A 16,465-nucleotide genomic window follows, 5' to 3' on the forward strand; every position below is an offset into this window, starting at 1 on the left:
AAAGTTCAATAAAAATGACACATCGAATTTTTTGAACACGCACTATATCGTCTTTTTTGTATCTGGAAGGAGGAAATAGAAGTGGCAAAAACGCATAGGAAAGCCTATTTATTTATTGCGCCGTTTGTTATTGTTTTTTTGATATTCAATATTTATCCGATTTTTCTTACCTTTTACTATAGTTTAACCAATTATAGCGGAATGGGAGGAATAGCAAATGCTGAATTTATCGGTATAGCTAACTACGCCCGATTAATCACCGATGCTTATTTTTATGAGGCTTTTCTGAATACAATCAAAATCTGGGGATTTAATTTTATTGTCCAGATGTTAATTGCACTTGGACTGGCTCTGTTATTCTCTGATATCCGCTTGAAGTTAAAAGGTGTAGGAGTATTTAGGGCACTGTTCTACTTGCCAAATATTATTACGATTGCTTCCGTAGCCATTCTCTTTAATATATTATTAGATTGGAATCATGGGGCACTAAACCAATTATTGTTAAGCTTTGGCTTTATTGATAGTCCGATTAATTGGCTGAACAGTCCTACGTATGCCCAATCTGCTGTGGCATTAATTGGGGCTTGGATGTGGTTCGGTAATTCATTTATTATTCTGCTTGCCGGTATTTCTGGAATATCAAGAGATTATTATGAAGCAGCTTTGATTGATGGTGCGAACTGGTGGAAGTCCTTTACAAATATTACCTTACCTCAATTGAAGCCTATTCTGTTATATGTATTAATCACTTCCATTATTGGCGGACTGCAGCTGTTTGACTTGCCGATGTTGTTAACGGATACACGAGGTGCACCACAAGGATCGTTAAATACGATGGTGCTCTATTTATATAATCAAGCATTTAAATATAATAATTTTGGATATGGTGCAACCCTAGCATACGGTTTGTTTATTATTACCGTACTGTTCTCAGCGGTTACCTTCCGTGCCATGTACCGAAAAGAAGTGAGATAGGAGGCAAAACATGAACAAAATCCGTTTCGCAAAATTATTTATCTATCTTGCGCTAATCCTGCTGGTAGTCATTTGTTTTATTCCTTTTTACATGATGGTTATTAATGCAACCAGAACTAACTCAGAGATATTACAAGGTTTTTCCTTAGTTCCCGGAACAGCTATCTTAGATAACTATACAACCTTAATCAGTTATATGGATGTCTGGCGTGGATTTTTAAACAGCTTGACTGTGGCGGTCTCTGTTACGATATTAAATGCTTATTTCTCCGCATTAACTGCATTTGCTTTGGTGGTATATCACTTTAAATGGAAAAACGTGATCTTTGTCACCTTTATTGTGATGATGATGGTTCCAGGTCAATTAGGGTTGATAGGGCTGTATGATTTAAGTGAAGCGCTTGGGATGTTGGACACCTATTGGCCATTAATTATTCCTGCTATTGCAGCGCCATTTACGGTATTTTTTTTCAGACAGTATCTCATTACCACGATGCCGATGTCTTTATTGGAGGCAGGGCGGATTGATGGAGCCTCAGAAATGCATATGTTCCACCGTATCGTCATCCCCATATTAATGCCGGCGATTGCCACCATGGGAATATTTACGTTTATTGGTTCATGGAATAACTATATTACGCCATTGGTTATCCTGCGTTCGCCAGAATTATTTACCTTACCAGTGATGATGGGGGCACTGCGTGGATCACCAGTGGCGACAAACCTCGGGGCAATGTATCTAGGGATCGCTATTTCCGTTGTTCCCATTATGATCGCATTCTTATTCTTATCTAGATATATTATTAACAGTATTTCTGCCGGAGCAGTAAAAGGCTAATCAGGAAAGGAAGATGAATGATGAAGAAATTCGACAAAGCTTTTACATTTGGTACAGCAACCTCTTCCTATCAAATTGAAGGAGGAGCAACAGAAGGCGGCAGAACGGATTCGATTTGGGATACCTTTTCAGCAACCCCTGGAAAGGTATTTCAAGGAGATCATGGCGGAATTGCCTGTGATCATTACCATCGCTATAGGGAAGATGTCCAGATTATTAAAAAACTAGGAGTGGAAAGTTATCGTTTTTCCATGGCATGGCCGCGGATTTTTCCTGAAGAAGGTGTTTATAATCAAGAAGGCATGGCATTTTATAAGGCATTAATTCAGGAATTAAAAGCAAATGATATTAAGCCCGTTGTTACGATGTATCATTGGGATTTGCCGCAATGGGCACAAGACCAAGGCGGATGGGCTTCACGAAAATCATTGAAGTGGTTTTCGGAATATGCACATAAGGTCTTCGAAGAACTGGATGGTTTAGTAGACAGCTGGATTACGCAGAATGAACCATGGTGTGCGGCATTTCTTGGTTATCACCAAGGAGTTCATGCACCCGGCCATCGCAATATGGAAGAGGCTTTAAAAGCTGCTCATCATATTCTGTTATCACATGGACAAACGGTGAAATTATTGAAGGAGACATTTCAGTCTGACACACCGATAGGTATTACCTTAAATTTAACTCCTTTCTATGCGGCAAGTGACAGCTATAATGATCAAATTGCAAAAAATAACGCCGATGGCTACACCAATCGCTGGTTTTTGGATCCTATTTTCCGAGGGAGCTATCCAAGTGATATGATCAATTTATTCTCAAAGTATGTCCATGACTTTTCTTTTGTACAACCCGGCGATTTAGAAACGATTTCTGTTCCATGCGACTTTTTTGGGATTAATTATTACAGCAGGGGGCTGGTAGAATTTAATGGAGCTCATGATTTTCTTCAGGCTGCCGCTTATTCAGATTATGAAAAGACAGAGATGCATTGGGATATATCGCCTAGTGAGTTCCAGGAGTTGATTCGCCGCTTGCGTCAAGAGTATACCGACTTACCAATTATTATTACAGAAAACGGTGCAGCTTATCCAGACCAGCTGACAGAGGATAAGCAGATTCATGATCCAGAAAGAACCAGTTATATTCAGAAACATTTACAAGCAATCGCCGAGCTCAATGAAGAAGGGATGAATATCTCCGGTTATTTTGTTTGGTCTTTATTTGATAATTTTGAATGGGCTTTCGGTTATGATAAACGCTTCGGAATTGTCTATGTGGATTTTGACACACAGGAACGCTTTATGAAAGACAGTGCGCATTTTTATCGGAAAGTAGTCAGGGAGAGAGAGGTATGATGGGCCGGAGATAACGGAATCAGATAAGCAACTTTCATCACATTATTCTATTTACCCCACCTTGACAAGCGTTTATCCATGTATTATTGTTAACCTATAAATTTTATAAGTTAACAATAAAACAAAAAAAGGTAAGGTGTACTGATGCTAGATTTTCAATCATTAGCAAACCATGTGCTGGAAGGTTATGAATTAACGGAAGAAGAGGGGGTGGCTATGTTAAATTGTCCAGATGAGGATGTTCTAACATTACTACAAAGCGCTTACACAATTAGAAAACACTATTACGGCAATAAAGTAAAATTAAACATGATTATCAATACGAAATCAGGGGCTTGTTCAGAAAATTGTGGGTATTGTTCCCAGTCTCGTGATGCCACAAGCCCTATCCAAACATATAAAATGATCGATAAAGCCTCAATTGTGAATGGAGCAGAGCGTGCCAGCCAAATGAATGCTGGAACATACTGTATTGTTGCCAGCGGAAGAGGCCCTACAGAACGGGAATTGAACCATATTATCAGTGCTGTTCAAGAAATTAAAGAACAGTATCCTTTAAAGATTTGTGCCTGTCTCGGCATATTAAAACCTGGACAAGCAGAAAGGTTAAAGGAAGCAGGAGTAGACCGATATAATCATAATATTAATACGTCTGAGACACACCATTCTTACATTACTACCAGTCACAGTTATCAAGATCGTGTTCAAACAGTAAAGCGGGTAAAAGAGGCGAATATATCACCATGTTCCGGGGTGATTGTTGGAATGAAGGAAACCAAATCAGACGTGGTTCACATGGCATTTGCCTTAAAGGAATTACAGGCTGAATCGATACCTGTTAATTTTCTGCATGCCATTGATGGCACGTTGCTAGAAGGAACAAATGAGTTAAATCCATTATATTGTCTGAAAGTATTGAGTCTATTTCGCTTTATTAATCCTAAGGCAGAGATCAGAGTTTCTGGAGGACGGGAAGTGAATTTAAGAAGTCTGCAGCCGCTTAGTTTATATCCAGCTAATTCTATCTTTATTGGAGATTATCTGACAACGGCAGGGCAAGAAGCCAATAATGATATTCAAATGCTGAAAGATCTAGGTTTCGAAATCGATTATGGTTATTCCAAAGTGCCTGTTAATGAATAAATTAGGGAGGATTTGGTATAAGGCAAACCAGAGAAACAAAGTGAGTCTGCTAACGTTAACCGCTTGGTCAAACAATTAACAGGCAGTTCTGCTATATAAAGCAGAAAGGACTGTTCAAAATAATTTATAGAATAGTCCTTTTTGTTTATAAGCGGTTGATCAAAAATAGACTGCGCTACTCAGGAAAACTTTAGTCATCCTCTTTATTTGGTTCATTTGTGTGCCATCGATTATTTCACGATAAGTGCAGGGCAGTGTACCCGTTTCATTACCTTATGACTAACACTGCCGATAACCATTTCTTGTAGTTTATTTAACCCTCGACTTCCAATAATAACTAAATCTACCTGATTTTCATTTGCATATTTAATAATTTCAGGTCCGGGTATACCGTGCAGAATGGTGACTTTGTACATAATACCCGCAGCGTTGATTACTTGCTCTGCATTCTGCACTTTTTTGCGCCGCTCTAACAGCAGAGCACTATTTGAACTAGCGTGTAAAACATCTGATTTTGCTTTCTCAAAATCAGCCACATACACGATATCAATAAGTGTCTCATTGGACAGTCCAGCAATTTTTACAGCCTCTTTCGCAGCACGTACGGCATTTTCAGAACCATCAGCAGCAAGCAAAATATGTTTATACATATCATTTTCCTCCTTAATGTGATGACGACATACCATCTAATTGTTGAACAATTTTTTGACTTGGCCCATCCAGGCCGACAATCTCTACTTTAATACCTTTTTCCCTTAATAAATCCTTTGTTTTGGATAAAGCGGCTACCCCAGAATCATCCCAAATATGACTATTGGAAAAGTCAATCGTAATGGTTTTCTCTTGAATATCTGCATTTTTAAAGTAGTTCACAAAACTATCGGCGGAAGCAAAAAATAATTGTCCCTCTACCATATAATGCATGTCTTGTTTGATTATGTTCGTGGTTGAAATCTTGACAACAAAGAAAATAGCGCTTAAAAGCACACCTGCAAGCACCCCTTTAGATAAGTCGTGTGTCCATACCACTATCACGACAGTTGCTAACATGACAATCGCATCTGTGCGAGGGGCTTTTACTAAATATGTAAAGGAGCCCCAATCAAAAGTTCCAATACTAACCATAATCATAATACCAACTAGGACTGGCATTGGAATTTGGACAACGAGATTACCTAATACGAGAATTAAAAACATCAGGAACATACCGGCTACTAGTGTAGATAATCGACCCCGTCCGCCTGATTTCACATTAATGACAGATTGACCAATCATGGCACATCCAGCCATCCCTCCAAAAAAACCATTGATGAAATTGGCAATTCCCTGACCGCGTGCCTCTTTATTTTTGTCACTTTCCGTTGCCGTCATATCATCTACGATTTGTGATGTTAGTAAAGATTCTAGTAGTCCCACAATTGCGAGAGCTAAAGAATAAGGAAAAATAATTTTTAATGTTTCCAAACTAAATGGAACATTTGGAAGCAAGAATGATGGTAATGATTGCGAAATATTCCCTAAATCACCTATCGTGCGTAACTCTACGCCACTAAAAATAGCAATGGTTGTCAGAATAACAATCGCTATAAGAGGGGCTGGAATTACCTTTACAAAACGTGGTAAAGTATAGACAATAATCAAAGTAACTGCGACAAAGATGTAAGTCATGGTTGAAATCCCTAGAAAATGCGGCACTTGTGCCATGAAAATTAGAATAGCCAATGCATTAACAAAGCCTATCATGACGGCATTCGGAATAAATTTCATAATTTTGGCGACTTTACAAACGCCAAATACAATTTGAATAATCCCTGTTAAAATAGTAGCGGCTAACAAGTATTCCAGTCCATGATCTTTAACAAGTGGTACCATGAGTAAGGCCATGGCGCCGGTAGCGGCTGAAATCATACCAGGACGTCCGCCAACAAACGCAATAACCACGGCTATACAGAAAGAGGCATATAACCCTACCATAGGGTCTACACCAGCAATGATGGAAAAGGCAATGGCTTCAGGGATAAGAGCTAATGCGACAACAATTCCTGATAGAATATCTCCACGTACATTACCAAACCATTGTTGTTTTATTGTTTGCATGATAATCTCCTTTTCTCTCGGGGCAGTTAACCATTTCCCGCTTTAAGACTTTGAGATTCAAAGAGATATAAGTAGGGATCATGGATGCTAATACACCGATAAAACTCAATTTATTAAAATTCTTTGCTTATCATACCACTTAAATTCCTAAAAAGGAACCCTTTTGGGAATGTTAAAGGAGCGATACGGATGATTTTTGGCTATAAACGCCCTATTTACAACGATATATCTTGTGAAAAACAATTAACAATCAAACATGTGTTATTTGATAAAGTATATGAAGAAGCACATCATTTACCGAAAAAACGCGTTCAGTTAGAAGAATTATTAATACATTTAAATCAAGGTGATGAAATATTTGTAGAAAATTTCTTTATTCTTGCTGATTCTACACTACATCTCATGGAAATACTGAACATTTGTGAAAAAGATGACGTCACCATTCATTTTATTAAGGAAGGTATGAACAGTCGTGATGTAATAGTTGCAACACTGCCAGAAATACTTCAGCATATGATTGAATTTCAAGCAGATATCACCAAGCACTCCACGTTAATAGGAATGGAACGTGCAAAGGAAAAAGGGAAAGTAATCGGAAGACCCAGGAAAGCAGATGAAAATGTAAAAAAAGCTATTTTAATGTATCATTCAGGGGATTATACGTTGAGAGATATTAAGATGGAAACAGGGATTAGTAAATCAACCTTGTATCGGTATCTCGAAAGTGAGGATAATTAGTAATAGCTTGGACGATGATCTATCTCCATGTAAACGTCCATAAAAAGCTCGCTTTCAGAGATGGAGAGAGTTCAAAGAAGTATAGCTGCTAACACTTCGATAGGACTTGCTAGCCATCATTGGAGAGGAGTAAATTGCCCCCTGATGGCAGTCTCGATTGAAGTAAAAGAGGCTGCAGTTTTAAGACAGCCTCTTTAAGTTATTTGCCAGTTTCACTAAATTGTTTGATTCTCTCGCCAATCTCATCTCTTACTCGTTGAAATTCTGTCCAGTCCTTACCGGCAGGATCATCAAATCCCCAATGCTCTTTGACCACATGAGGTGGTAATACAGGGCAATTATGGTCAGCATCGCTGCATAGTGTAATGACTAAAGAAGCGCTACTTAAAATGTTGGGGTCTATTATATCTGACGTTTGATTAGAAATATCAATCCCGACTTCTTTCATAGCAGCAATGGCTTTTGGATTAACACCATGCGTTTCAATACCAGCAGAGTAAACATCCCATTCATTATCTAAAATGTCTTTAGCCCAACCTTCCGCCATTTGGCTTCTGCAAGAGTTGCCTGTGCAAATAAAATAAATAACTTTCTTTTCCATGTAAGATACCTCATTTCTTTAGAAGATTAATAATGTTAAATACAGTCCAATCAATGTAATAAATAACACAGGAATAGTGATCACAATGCCCGTTTTAAAATAAGTCCCCCAAGAAATTTTCATTCCTTTTTGAGATAAGACATGCAGCCATAAAAGTGTGGCAAGCGAACCGATTGGTGTGATCTTCGGACCTAAGTCAGAGCCGATAACATTGGCATAGATTAATCCTTCTTTTACCAGCCCAGTAACACTTGCTTGATCAATGGCAATGGCGTCAATTAATACCGTTGGCATATTATTCATAATCGATGACAAGAAGGCAGCAATAAATCCCATACCCATTATTCCTGCAAATAAACCATAACTGCCCAAAGAGGTCAGGGTAGCAGCCAAAAGTGAAGTAATCCCTGCATTTTTTAACCCAAATACAACCAGATACATACCAATTGAGAAAAAGACAATATTCCAAGGCGCGCCTGTTATAATCTGACGAGTGTGCACAGCAGCTGATTTTCTGGCTAATAATAAGAAGACGATCGCGATACTGCCGGCAATAAAAGAAACAGGAATAGCTATAAATTCACTTGCTAAATAGCCAACAAGTAAAATTCCTAAAACAAACCATGAATAGGTAAAGAGCTTTGGGTCTTTTATTGCTTCTATAGGAGCTTTCAGTTGTTTATCATCAAAATGTTTCGGAATAGCTTTTCTAAAGTAGAGCCATAAAACAAAAATACTAGCTGCAAGTGAAAATATATTAGGTATGATCATCCGAGAAAGATATTCAAGAAATCCAATACCGAAATAGTCAGCTGATACGATATTCACAAGATTACTTACGATAAGAGGCAAAGATGTGGTATCAGCAATAAACCCGCTTGCTATAACAAATGGAAAGATAACTTTCTCTTCAAAATGCAGGTTTCGAACCATGGCCAGTACGATCGGGGTTAATATCAATGCCGCACCATCATTAGCAAAAAATGCTGCAACAATGGCGCCTAATAGTGAAATGTAGATAAACATTTTTACGCCGTTGCCTTTTGAGGCTACTACCATGTGTCTTGCAGACCATTCAAAGAATCCAATCTTATCTAAAATTAATGAAATCATAATGATTGCAACAAAAGTAAGAGTGGCATTCCATACAATACCTGTTACTTCTATCACATCAGAAAACGAGACAACTCCTGTCAGAATAGCAAGAATAGCCCCTGCTATAGCCGTTATACCAATGTCCAATCCCTTTGGCTGCCAAATAACAAAGGTAAGGGTGAGTAAAAAAATCAGGATGGCTAATATACTCATGATTCACACGTGCCTTTTTGTATCTGTTCACAAATACACGGTGAATGGTTAGAGCCTAATAAAGAAAGCTGTCCTGTAACATCTGTGATCAGTGCATGATTTAGTCTATACATTGTTTTGGTACCATCCTTACGGGAAAGGACAAGCCTTTTTTCCACTAAAGATTTCATATGATGGCTTAAAGTCGGCTGTGAAAAGGAAAAATGCTCTAGCAAATCATATGCACATAATTCACCGCAAGATAATAAATCTAGTATCTCTAAACGACTTGGGTCAGCCATGATTTTTAATTTGCTGGATAATTCTTTATACGTCATCAAAATCCTCCTGTCTGATGATATATAGATTATCATCTATATAGATAATTGTCTATGTTTTTATGAGAAGTTTGCTAGAAATCATAGGAACAACCGCTTAAAATGAAATGTAAAACTTTTGTATAACTAACAAACGCCATCTACCGGTAAAGTACCGTTTGATGGCGTTATGATAAGCTTTAATGAGTAAAGCAACTTCCTCACTATTCTCTTGTCACTACATCTAATTTTCCTGTGGCTGGATCAATAATCAGCCCGTGAACTTTTACTTCTTTAGGGAGAAGCGGATGATTACGAATAATGCCAACACTTTGTTTTACAGAATCCTCAATTTTTTCAAAGCCATGAAATTCTTTATGCAGATCAATACCTGCATGCTCGAGTGTATGTAACGTATCCTCTGGTATACCCCGATCAAGCATGGATTGCTGTAATTCTTCAGTATTTACGTTCGACATTCCGCAGCCGTAATGTCCAATCACTACAACTTCTTCTGCTTTTAAACTATATATAGCAACCAACAGACTTTTCATAATACTGTCAAATGGTTTCCGGATAATTGCTCCAGCATTTTTAACCATTTTTACATCGCCATTACGAATATTTAATGCTTTAGGGAGTAATTCTACTAATCGTGTATCCATGCAAGTAAAGATAACCATACGTTTATTTGGAAACTTATCAGTATGATAGGTTTCATATTCTTTGTCATCGACAAATTTTTGGTTAAAATCTAAAAGTTGATCTAAGTTCATTTTTTTCATCTCCTTCGATAAAAATATAACATGAAATTTAAAATATGAAAATAAATTAGGCAGAATATTTCATGAATATCCCCCTTTTTGTAAAACATATGTAAAATATTTTCGATATGAATTGAAAACGTTATTTATTCATGATAAATTAATAACGAAATTCGATATCGGAATTCGATTTTTATTTTGGTGCAATTGTTCGTGAGTTTTTCATTTCAAAATTTAGAGTGATTCAAAGGAAGGCTAAATGGGGAGATATGCGAAAAATTCCAGAGTTGGCAGTCTTATTTTATATGTCAGGAGGTGAAAATTTGGAAGATAGATTATTAAGAAAGTTATTTTTAGGGTTTATCCAGATTCATATTTTACATCATGCTAAGGAACATCCTATTTTTGGTTCATGGATGTTAGAAGAGTTAAGGGAACATGGTTATACGATAAGTCCTGGCACCTTATACCCTATTCTGCACGCAATGGAGAATGATGGGCTGTTGATGAAAGAGGATCGTAAGGTAGATGGGAAAATCAGAAAATATTATACCATTACAGAGAAAGGCCAAGCCGTTTTGGTGGAGGCGCGAAATAAAGCATATGAGCTTTTTAAAGAAATCAAAGAGGAATAAGAAAAGAGGTGTCATATGAATAGTCCAGCACAACAAAATAAGTTTAAAGTTTTATTAGAAGTTCTGCTTGTTTCTACTCGACTTGGGCTTACATCTTTTGGAGGACCGATAGCACATCTCGGTTATTTCCATGAAGAGTATGTCCGTAAAAGAAAATGGATGGATGAGAAAAGTTATGGCGATTTAGTAGCTTTGTGTCAGTTTTTACCTGGCCCTGCCAGCAGTCAAGTAGGCATTGGGATCGGCCTTATGCGTGCAGGTATATTTGGAGGTATTCTTGCCTTTATAGGTTTTACACTTCCTTCTGTGATAGCATTGATTATATTTGCTTTAGTGATTCAAGGTTCACAAATGGAAGCAGCTGGTTGGATTCATGGGCTGAAAATCGTAGCGGTAGTAGTAGTGGCACATGCAATTTTGGGGATGGCCAAAAATTTAACACCAGATATCCAACGAAAGTCTATCGCATTGGCTGCGTTAGTGGCAACATTGTTATGGCAGGGAGCTTTTCTGCAAGTAGGGGTTATTATATTGGCAGGTTTAGCAGGCTATGTTATCTATAAAAACCATGCGGATAATAAGGAAATTCAACTAAGTTTTCCTCTTTCTCGGAAGTTAGGCATCACCAGTTTGTCTCTATTTTTTGGATTGCTTATTTTTCTGCCTGTTCTAAGAGAAATAACATCGTTGCAAGGAGTGGCAATGTTTGATAGTTTCTATCGTGCAGGATCTTTAGTTTTTGGTGGCGGTCATGTAGTGCTGCCATTGCTGGAACGTGAATTCGTACCTGCTGGCTGGCTGGATGAAGCCTCATTTTTGGCTGGTTATGGAGCTACTCAAGCTGTACCAGGGCCGTTATTTACTTTTGCAGCATATATAGGGGCTGTGATGGGTGGCTGGCAAGGCGGTTTATTAGCGACGGTCGCTATTTTTTTACCAGCATTTTTACTTATTTTAGGTACCCTGCCGTTTTGGAATCAACTAAGACAAAATCATCATATGAAAGGTGCACTAATGGGCGTGAATGCGGCTGTAGTCGGCATTCTAATCTCCGCTTTCTATCATCCTATCTGGACCAGTGCCATCTTACAACCGGCTGATTTTGCTTTTGCTGCCATACTATTTAGTATGTTGGTATATTGGAAACTGCCGCCGTGGGTTATTGTAGTTGCTGGTGCAGTTGGCGGTTCACTCCTCACACTTTTGTAAAAAAGTTATAAGAAAATAAAAAACCTATTTATCAAACACTTGCCAGACAGCTGGAAGAAGATATCGTAAACGGAATTTTATTGTCTGGTACCAAGCTCCCTCCACAACGAGAGCTGGCTGATTATTTAGATTTAAATTTGAGTACGATTTCCAAAGCTTTTAAAGAATGCGGATTAAAGGGCTTGTTAAGTTCATCTGTTGGAAGTGGAACTTTTGTAGCATATGATGCATTGTCTATGCGTATCTATTGGAAGATACCAAACCGAAGCATTTAATTGAAATGGGAGCGACACTGCCAGATAGTAATTCCTATCAGCCGTTGCAGCTGCAACTAAAAGATATGCTGCAAGAAACAGATTATGCAAAATGGTTCGGCTATGGGCGATCTGGCAGCCTTTGGCAAAAAGATGCAGCAGTAAAGCTGATTCGAAGAGGCGGCTTTGAAACCACTGTTGATCAAATTTTATTTGCTAATGGAGGACAAAATGCGATTGCTGCAGTGTTAGCAAGTCTTTTTAAGCCTGGAGATCGTATCGGAGCTGATCAGCATACCTATCCTGGCTTAAAAACAGTTGCAGCCATGTTTGGTATCCAGATCGTACCCATCAAATCAGAAGGTCATGTGATGAGTTCGGAGGCTTTTGAATATGCGTGTAAAAATGAGCATATTAAAGGCGTTTACCTAATTCCTGATTATCACAATTCAACCGCATGCTGTATGCCTGTTGCCAACCGGCAAATGATTGCGGCAATTGCCAAAAAGTACAAACAGTTTATTATCGAGGACGCAACATACCATCTGCACCATAAACAGCCGTTTCCGGCAGTTGCCGCATTTGCATCAGAACAGACGATCCACATTGCAAGTTTATCCAAATCAATCTCGCCTGGGCTGCGGTTAGCTTATGTGTCCGTACCTGATCAGCTTAAAGATCTGATTTCCAAGGCGCTGTATAATTTAAATATTTCTGTTTCACCGTTACTGGCAGAATTGGCAGCACGTACGATTGTATCCAATCAATTGGAAGATCTATTAGAAGGACATCGACAGCAAACGACCCGCAGAAATCAAGTGGTTCATCAGTATTTGGCAGATTACACATATTTAGGCGCTGAGACAGGTAGCTTTCACTGGCTGTTGCTGCCAGGCGAGATTACTGGTGCTCAATTTGAAGCACTCGCTTCTCAGCAAGGCATACAAGTGTATGCAGCGGAACGTTTTGTGGTAGGTAACAGCTGTCCGGAAAGAGCAGTAAGATTCGCTGTTTGCGCACCGGAAACATTGGAGGAGCTAGAGCGCGGATTGCGAATTATGAAGAAGTTATTAAATCGTTTGACTTGAAAAATATAGTAATACAATGATGTAGATTAAGGAAACTTTTCATCAGTTAATTCGTATGAAGAATATAACCAACTTTTAATCAGAGGTGATAACAATCTTTGGAAAAGAACCGGAGTGTACTATATGTGGGAAAGAAATCCAAGGTGAGGAAGTAGTTTTTATAAAAATGCGTTATCCCAAACGTAAAGGGATGACCGAAATAAAAGCCTATTTAAAAAATGAAGGACAATTCATATGTGAAGATTGCTTCCAGGAAAATCCCACAACAAATCGATAAAATTTGTTTTTACAAAACAACAAGGGAAACTCAGATTGCTATGAGTTTCCCATTTCCATGTTTGCAGCTATACTATTTTAAAGCGAAGCTGTCTGTATGTCCGTTAATAGGGATGTTACAGAGCTCCTATTTAAAAAAACTTCTAACCGTTATGACAGCTTATTTCGTCTATGAATGCCAGCCCAAATAACTACTGGGATAAGCAGTAATGCAAGCATAGCACCGGTAATGGAAAGAGCAGCATAACTGGTATTTGCTACAATGATGCCAGATAAACCGCCTCCTAATGCTCCAGATAAGGCAATCCACACATCAACAGATCCTTGTGTTTTCGCTCTAGTAGAGAGTGGTGTCGCATCAACTAGCATTGCTGTACCACTAATTAAACCGAAATTCCAGCCAAGCCCAAGTAACACAAGAGCCGTAATCAGGACAGTCATGGAGTCAGCCGATCCTACCGCAGCCAGAATACCTGAAGCAAGCAATGTAATAGCAGAAGCAATCGCCATCGCAACGCGGCCGACTTTATCAACCAGACTGCCAGTTATTAAGGATGGAAGATACATCGCCCCGATGTGAAACCCAATAACCAGTCCTACAGCTTGTAAAGCATGGCCATGGTGTCCCATATGGATGGGTGTCATGGTCATAATGGCAGTCATAACAAACTGAGTCAGAATCATTACAGTCGCCCCAGCCCAAATCCCACGCTTGTTTTTCGGTAATCTATCAGCACTTTCCTCAGCCTGCAAATGCCCAGTTTGTTTGTGTGTTTCAGCGATTGCTTTTGCCACGATAAAAGGATCAGGGCGGAGAAAAAGCAAAAGAACTAAACCAGCAACAATATAAGCAGCAGCGGCTAATATAAAGGGACCAGCTAAAGCAGGAACGCCAATGGATACCGCAAAATCTCCCATTACATTTACTAGATTTGGACCAGCAACAGCACCAAATGTGGTAGAAACCATAGCTATGCTGACAGCCTTTGCTCTTTGTGTGGAATTTGCCAAGTCTGTCCCTGCATATCGCGCCTGTAAGTTGGTAGCTGAACCGGCTCCATAAATAACCAGTGACATAAATAAAAGCAGAATACTATTGGTCAATGCTGACATGATGACACCAACAGCACCTAATCCTCCAGTCAAAAAACCTGTTGCCAGTCCAGAACGCCGTCCAAACCGCTGGGAAAGCCGTCCAACAAGCAATGCTGCTCCAGCTGAACCTAAGGTAAATAGGGCAGTTGGAATGCCCGTTACACTATCTGTGCCTAACATGTTCTGTGCCAGGAGTGCCCCTACCGTAATACCTGCAGCAAGACCTGCCCCTCCAAAAATTTGAGAGAGGACAACCACTAGTAATGTTTTCTTATAGAGTTGTCTTTGTTTCTCATCAGAATGAAGATAAGTCTGTAACCAAGCTGGCTGCACATCTGAATGTTTCCCACGATCTCCTAACACGTACTATCCCACCTTTATGTAAATTTAATTTTTGGAGTAATCATCCATTTGAAGATTTAGAGAAGTTCCCCGTAAGACTCGCTTTATTATTACAGATTTACATAGCTTACCATGAATAAAAAAACCATACAATATAATAATTGTACGGCAAACAATTTTTTTATTTGTTCTATATTAAATTTGAAATCATATTAATTGATGAAAAAAATGAAAATGGAGGATGCTTTTATCGTTGAATCAAATAAATGTTTACAGAAAAGCAGGAAATAAAGGGTAATAGGGCTGCAGTTATCTAAAAATTGCCCTTTTTGCCTATATACTGCTTCGACATTATAATGAGAGCAAATTACTTATTACTAGGAAGGTTGTGACTCATTGTTTTCTACTTCGATTGTGATAGAAAGGAAAAAGCCTTATACAAACCATGACCGCTTGTTTAAGGAATTGGAGAAAAGCGAAGGATTGATATCTTAGCAGCAGTGCGATTTTACCATATGGAAGAGCGAATAAAAAACTTGTAAGATCAAGAGAAGGAACCTGTGCTCCAGCTGCCGAATTCTTATTTTGATAAAGGGATGGAAAAAGGAATAGAAAAAGTAGCAATAAAATTATTATCAGCTGGAATGCCGATAGAACAAGTGGCAGAAATGACAGAGCTTGAGCGGGATGTCCTTGAGAAACTTGCTGATAAGTAGCTACTTTACAAGATGAGAAAATCATTTAATACTACCGCAGTATCGAAACTGGGGTAATATTGTTTGTTTTTAATGAATGGCTCCTCTTTTAAGAAGGCAAAACAAGCTTTTAACAATCTGCAGGGTAAGAACTCTGTATGGATAGAGCTGCCTCTGATGATAAAAAACATTTCGCTTCATTTTACAACAGATAGAAGAAGTGGTTTTAACGATTCAACTGTACCAAAGCTGCTTCAGGCACGTCTGTCTGCACAATCTCTACTCATCCTTTGCCATAACTGCCAGCTGCATAAATTTTCAGATAAGCATCAGACTTCAGTTTTTTGTCTATCACCCTATAAATCTTTTGCTGTTCTCCATCCTCATCAAATCCAGAAAATTGATAGCGCAAGTTTCCATTCCATAATGTTTCATACTCTTCTGTTGTTTTGACATAGTATACTTTCTCATCATTGTTGTGAAAGGTCCAATCGCTTAAAGGAATAATAACTGAAGTAGTTTTCTGGATGCCAATTAGGAGTAAAGTAAGGAATATCAGTAAGCCAATCAGTGTAATGCCAATTTTTTTCATTCAAATTCTCTCCTTTTATAAATCTCTTTTTTAAATATACGAATTATGCTGGATTTTAGAAATTCAATACTCTTTCAATTCCCTTACAGTATTGTAAGGTTGTGTGTGTATAGTTGCCCTTTGTAGTCTGTCGTAATGTGTGCCATAATAATTGGAAATAAGGA

16 protein-coding genes and 1 pseudogene are annotated in these 16,465 nt (G+C 38.5%); 9 read left to right on the plus strand and 8 right to left on the minus strand.

The genetic code is table 11. The annotated features are described in order from the left end of the window. The first annotated feature begins 81 nt into the window (after positions 1–81). From JOD18_RS07355 to bioB, 4 genes are all read left to right on the plus strand, one after another. Positions 82–975, plus strand: coding sequence for an ABC transporter permease subunit (locus tag JOD18_RS07355; RefSeq protein WP_204668308.1), 894 nt, complete (start codon positions 82–84; stop codon positions 973–975). Positions 976–985: 10 nt separating this feature from the next. Continuing rightward, positions 986–1,813, plus strand: coding sequence for a carbohydrate ABC transporter permease (locus tag JOD18_RS07360; RefSeq protein WP_204668309.1), 828 nt, complete (start codon positions 986–988; stop codon positions 1,811–1,813). Between the two features lie 20 nt (positions 1,814–1,833). Then, complete coding sequence (locus JOD18_RS07365; protein ID WP_204668310.1) at positions 1,834–3,168, plus strand: GH1 family beta-glucosidase; 1,335 nt, start codon at positions 1,834–1,836, stop codon at positions 3,166–3,168. A 144-nt stretch (positions 3,169–3,312) separates the two neighbouring features. After that, entirely contained in the window at positions 3,313–4,311 is a 999-nt protein-coding gene (bioB, locus tag JOD18_RS07370; RefSeq protein ID WP_204668311.1) for a biotin synthase BioB, read from the plus strand. Between the two features lie 230 nt (positions 4,312–4,541). Here bioB and JOD18_RS07375 read toward each other — a convergent pair whose 3' ends face one another. Together JOD18_RS07375 and JOD18_RS07380 are read right to left on the minus strand one after the other, a co-directional pair. Next, a complete protein-coding gene (locus JOD18_RS07375) occupies positions 4,542–4,961 on the minus strand; it encodes a universal stress protein (RefSeq protein ID WP_204668312.1) in 420 nt (139 codons plus the stop codon). Positions 4,962–4,974: 13 nt separating this feature from the next. Continuing rightward, positions 4,975–6,408: a SulP family inorganic anion transporter gene (locus tag JOD18_RS07380; protein WP_239587985.1), complete on the minus strand. Its 1,434-nt coding sequence runs from the start codon at positions 6,406–6,408 to the stop codon at positions 4,975–4,977. A 189-nt stretch (positions 6,409–6,597) separates the two neighbouring features. Here JOD18_RS07380 and JOD18_RS07385 point away from each other — a divergent pair, with 189 nt between their 5' ends. Then, on the plus strand, positions 6,598–7,146 hold the full coding sequence (locus tag JOD18_RS07385) for a recombinase family protein (protein WP_204668313.1): 549 nt from the start codon (positions 6,598–6,600) through the stop codon (positions 7,144–7,146). Between the two features lie 199 nt (positions 7,147–7,345). Here JOD18_RS07385 and arsC read toward each other — a convergent pair whose 3' ends face one another. The 4 genes from arsC to JOD18_RS07405 form a co-directional block, all read right to left on the minus strand. Beyond that, complete coding sequence (gene arsC / locus JOD18_RS07390) at positions 7,346–7,747, minus strand: arsenate reductase (thioredoxin) (protein ID WP_204668314.1); 402 nt, start codon at positions 7,745–7,747, stop codon at positions 7,346–7,348. An 18-nt stretch (positions 7,748–7,765) separates the two neighbouring features. Then, positions 7,766–9,055: an arsenite efflux transporter membrane subunit ArsB gene (gene arsB, locus JOD18_RS07395; RefSeq protein WP_204668315.1), complete on the minus strand. Its 1,290-nt coding sequence runs from the start codon at positions 9,053–9,055 to the stop codon at positions 7,766–7,768. Then, on the minus strand, positions 9,052–9,372 hold the full coding sequence (locus tag JOD18_RS07400; RefSeq protein WP_204668316.1) for an ArsR/SmtB family transcription factor: 321 nt from the start codon (positions 9,370–9,372) through the stop codon (positions 9,052–9,054). Before JOD18_RS07400 ends, arsB begins: the two co-directional genes overlap by 4 nt. Positions 9,373–9,575: 203 nt before the next feature. Beyond that, positions 9,576–10,127, minus strand: coding sequence for a beta-class carbonic anhydrase (locus JOD18_RS07405; protein WP_204668317.1), 552 nt, complete (start codon positions 10,125–10,127; stop codon positions 9,576–9,578). Positions 10,128–10,438: 311 nt separating this feature from the next. Here JOD18_RS07405 and JOD18_RS07410 point away from each other — a divergent pair, with 311 nt between their 5' ends. The 3 genes and pseudogenes from JOD18_RS07410 to JOD18_RS07420 all read left to right on the plus strand — a co-directional run. Continuing rightward, positions 10,439–10,750: a PadR family transcriptional regulator gene (locus JOD18_RS07410; RefSeq protein WP_204668318.1), complete on the plus strand. Its 312-nt coding sequence runs from the start codon at positions 10,439–10,441 to the stop codon at positions 10,748–10,750. A gap of 15 nt (positions 10,751–10,765) precedes the next feature. Continuing rightward, a complete protein-coding gene (locus JOD18_RS07415) occupies positions 10,766–11,959 on the plus strand; it encodes a chromate transporter (protein ID WP_204668319.1) in 1,194 nt (397 codons plus the stop codon). Between the two features lie 17 nt (positions 11,960–11,976). Next, positions 11,977–13,301: pseudogene (locus JOD18_RS07420) on the plus strand (aminotransferase-like domain-containing protein); the annotation flags it as partial. Positions 13,302–13,727: 426 nt separating this feature from the next. On the opposite strand, the gene JOD18_RS07425 reads toward JOD18_RS07420, so the two are convergent. Beyond that, on the minus strand, positions 13,728–15,035 hold the full coding sequence (locus JOD18_RS07425) for an MFS transporter (RefSeq protein ID WP_204668320.1): 1,308 nt from the start codon (positions 15,033–15,035) through the stop codon (positions 13,728–13,730). A 539-nt stretch (positions 15,036–15,574) separates the two neighbouring features. Here JOD18_RS07425 and JOD18_RS07430 point away from each other — a divergent pair. Further along, positions 15,575–15,730: a hypothetical protein gene (locus tag JOD18_RS07430; RefSeq protein WP_204668321.1), complete on the plus strand. Its 156-nt coding sequence runs from the start codon at positions 15,575–15,577 to the stop codon at positions 15,728–15,730. A 262-nt stretch (positions 15,731–15,992) separates the two neighbouring features. Here the strand turns inward: JOD18_RS07430 and JOD18_RS07435 are convergent, their stop codons facing one another. Then, a complete protein-coding gene (locus JOD18_RS07435) occupies positions 15,993–16,301 on the minus strand; it encodes a DUF1093 domain-containing protein (protein WP_204668322.1) in 309 nt (102 codons plus the stop codon). Between the last annotated feature and the right edge of the window lie 164 nt (positions 16,302–16,465).

This window comes from Gracilibacillus alcaliphilus (assembly GCF_016909015.1).
Classification (GTDB): Bacteria; Bacillota; Bacilli; order Bacillales; family Amphibacillaceae; genus Gracilibacillus; species Gracilibacillus alcaliphilus.

Excerpts from the sequence above, each read along its gene's own strand:
- JOD18_RS07360 (WP_204668309.1), top strand. The coding sequence starts at position 986 with ATGAACAAAATCCGTTTCGCAAAATTATTTATCTATCTTGCGCTAATC.
- JOD18_RS07365 (WP_204668310.1), top strand. The coding sequence starts at position 1,834 with ATGAAGAAATTCGACAAAGCTTTTACATTTGGTACAGCAACCTCTTCC.
- bioB (WP_204668311.1), top strand. The coding sequence starts at position 3,313 with ATGCTAGATTTTCAATCATTAGCAAACCATGTGCTGGAAGGTTATGAA.
- JOD18_RS07375 (WP_204668312.1), bottom strand. The coding sequence starts at position 4,961 with ATGTATAAACATATTTTGCTTGCTGCTGATGGTTCTGAAAATGCCGTA.
- JOD18_RS07380 (WP_239587985.1), bottom strand. The coding sequence starts at position 6,408 with ATGCAAACAATAAAACAACAATGGTTTGGTAATGTACGTGGAGATATT.
- JOD18_RS07385 (WP_204668313.1), top strand. The coding sequence starts at position 6,598 with ATGATTTTTGGCTATAAACGCCCTATTTACAACGATATATCTTGTGAA.
- arsC (WP_204668314.1), bottom strand. The coding sequence starts at position 7,747 with ATGGAAAAGAAAGTTATTTATTTTATTTGCACAGGCAACTCTTGCAGA.
- arsB (WP_204668315.1), bottom strand. The coding sequence starts at position 9,055 with ATGAGTATATTAGCCATCCTGATTTTTTTACTCACCCTTACCTTTGTT.
- JOD18_RS07400 (WP_204668316.1), bottom strand. The coding sequence starts at position 9,372 with ATGACGTATAAAGAATTATCCAGCAAATTAAAAATCATGGCTGACCCA.
- JOD18_RS07405 (WP_204668317.1), bottom strand. The coding sequence starts at position 10,127 with ATGAACTTAGATCAACTTTTAGATTTTAACCAAAAATTTGTCGATGAC.
- JOD18_RS07415 (WP_204668319.1), top strand. The coding sequence starts at position 10,766 with ATGAATAGTCCAGCACAACAAAATAAGTTTAAAGTTTTATTAGAAGTT.
- JOD18_RS07435 (WP_204668322.1), bottom strand. The coding sequence starts at position 16,301 with ATGAAAAAAATTGGCATTACACTGATTGGCTTACTGATATTCCTTACT.